Raw genomic sequence first — 2,737 nt, 5'->3', positions numbered from 1 at the left:
GCAACGGTTGAGCCGCGCCCGCTGTCGGTCGAGATAACCATCGACACCATTGGCGGTGACGGCTTCCTCAATAACGCTGAACTGAGTGAAAAGCTCACCACCATCAGCGGCACGGTGAGTGAGGGCACGCCGGAAGGCACCGAAATTACGCTGACCATGGATGGACGCCCGATCGGTACGGCGACGGTGAACAGCGACGGTACGTGGAGCACGGCAGTCGAGACTTCGCTAATCAAAGATGGCGGCGAGGTGACAGCAGAAATCAGCCTTAGCGATGAATATGACAATGAGGTTGGAGACAAAGCGTTCACAACAGTGGTACCGACTCCGCTGGACGTTGAAATCACCATTGACGACGTAACCGGGGATAATTTCCTGAGCTTTGCGGAGACTAATCAGCTACCCGGCGAGGACGCGCCGACCATCAAGGTGACCGGAACCGTATCGGGCAACGCTGCCGAAGGGGATTATATAAACGTCACCGTCGGCGATGTAACTCACACCGTGAAAGTCCAGAAAGACGGGGAAGGAAAGCTGGTCTGGGAAGCTGAATTTACCGCTGAGAATCTGATGAAAAACCCGGAAGTGAGCGCCTCGATCGAGATTCGCGACGACTACGGGAACGTGGTTAATGATTCTGCCCTGACCACCGTCAACGTTGAAATGGGCAATCTCATCACCGGTAACGAACATGACAACGTCCTTGAGGGCGGTGACGAAACCAGTGATCTTATCATTGCCGACACCCAGGGGTTCCAGCAGCAGCCGGGGCAGGATTACAACATTGCCTTCATCGTAGACACCTCTGGCAGCGTCAACAGCGGCGATATTAAGTCGATCATTGCCTCACTCACGAAGGTGTTTAACTCCCTGCACCAGAATGCCCAGTTTGATAGTTCCGGGAAGGTGAACATTCTGCTGGTTGATTTTGATACCCAGGTGAATTTTGCCGTCTCGGTGGATCTTCGTGACCCGAACGCGCTAAAAACGCTGACTGATGCATTAGCGAAAATGACCAGCGGCGGCGGCACAAACTACGAGGATGCGTTCAAAACAACCGCGAACTGGTTCCATGAAGTGGGCGGCGAAGGCAGCGAAAATCTGACCTATTTCATCACCGACGGTAAGCCGACTTATTATCAGACCGGGGAGAAATCACTTATCGATGTTGATAGTCGAAGCGGCAGCAGCAATGTGGTTACCCTCGATCTGAGTACTCTCAACTATACCGCAGGGCAGGTTGTCACAATGAAAATTGCCGGGCACGAGCGGGTGGTTATTGATGCGCAGGGCAATGTGTATTCATGGAACGCCTCAGATCGCCAGAATGTAGGCGTTCTGCGAGCCGACGGCAAAGGCGGCTATGAGTTATCCACGCTGGGCGGAGCCGGCAGCTCAACCAGCAGCACCACGACAAGCAATGCGCACTCTGCCTTTCTTTTGCTGATGGGCGTCTGCAACAACGTTGAGGCGATTGGCATCAACAACGGCATTTCCGCAAATGACCTTAAACCCTATGATTCCGATGGCAATGTGATGTCGGGGATTGCGGCGGATAAGCTTGCTGAAGCTATCCTTGGCGGTGACAACGTGCAGATGGCTGGCGCGCAGGATACCGTGCACGGCAACGCCGGGAATGACATTTTATTCGGCGATATGGTGCTGTTTGGCGGCAGCAGTGGTTTTGACGCGATGAAAGCCTATGTTGCCGACAAGTTGGGCGTGGATGCCAGCAAACTCGGCGTGTCGCATATCTCACAATATATCGCGGAGCACCCTGAAGAGTTCGATCAGTCGCAGAATGATGGTGGGAAAGATGTGCTGTTTGGTGGCCTGGGTGACGACATTCTTTACGGCGGTGGCGGCAGCGATCTTCTTGTCGGCGGGAGCGGCGATGACCTGCTGTTTGGCGGCAAGGGCGACGACATTCTGCTGGGCGATGGCTATGAAAGTGCCAGCAAACTTGCCGAAGCGATGAACACGACCGTGGGTAAGCTGACGTTTGAAGGCGTCTCCGATTTTATTAGTCAGAACAGCGATGTTTTGGGCGGTTTGGGGAGCGGTAACGACAAACTCTACGGCGGGGAGGGCAAAGACCTTCTGATCGGCGGCGGTGGTCATGATCTCCTTAACGGCGGTGACGGGAACGATCTTCTGTTCGGCGGTACGGGGAATGATGTGCTGATTGGTGGAAAAGGCAACGATATGCTTATCGGAGGAGCAGGTCAGGATGCCTTCACCTGGCTGAAAGGCGATGATGGTCACGACGTGATAAAGGATTTTAACGCCAAAGAGGGTGATCGCATCGATCTGAGTGAGCTGTTGGGGGGCAATATAGATAACAACCTTGCAGATTACATTCAGGTCAGTCAAAACAGCAACGGAGATGCCGTGATTAATATCAACACGGATGGGCAGATGCAAAGCCAGGGTTCGACGATGAGTATTACCGTCGAGGGCAGCAGTATGGCAGATATCAACAGCCTGCTGGCCAGCCCGGATAACACGGCTATCATCCTTTAAGCAGTCTGGCGCTTCCGCTGTTTTATCGGTCGGTAATGCCGGGTGGCGGCTACGCCTGACGCCGGCCTACGATGCGCTTCGACTCGTAGGCCTGGCAAGCGCCGCGCCGCCGGGCAATGAAAAAAAAGCCCGTACTTTCGTACGAGCTCTTCTTTAAATATGGCGGTGAGGGGGGGATTGATTCGCTGTGCTCACCCTTCGGGCAGCCCGTCCG

The 2,737-nt window shown here is 54.4% G+C and carries 1 protein-coding gene; it reads left to right on the top strand.

Translation table 11 applies throughout. From position 1 onward, the window contains the following. A partial coding sequence (locus tag CRO87_RS22230) for an Ig-like domain-containing protein (protein WP_141398734.1) occupies window positions 1-2,523 on the top strand: 2,523 nt, incomplete at its 5' end. Window positions 2,524-2,737: the final 214 nt, after the last annotated feature.

Origin of the sequence: Enterobacter sp. CC120223-11 (assembly GCF_900215375.1) — a bacterium.
In the GTDB taxonomy this organism is placed as follows: Bacteria; Pseudomonadota; Gammaproteobacteria; order Enterobacterales; family Enterobacteriaceae; genus Scandinavium.
This window is presented reverse-complemented; position numbering and strand designations above follow the sequence as displayed.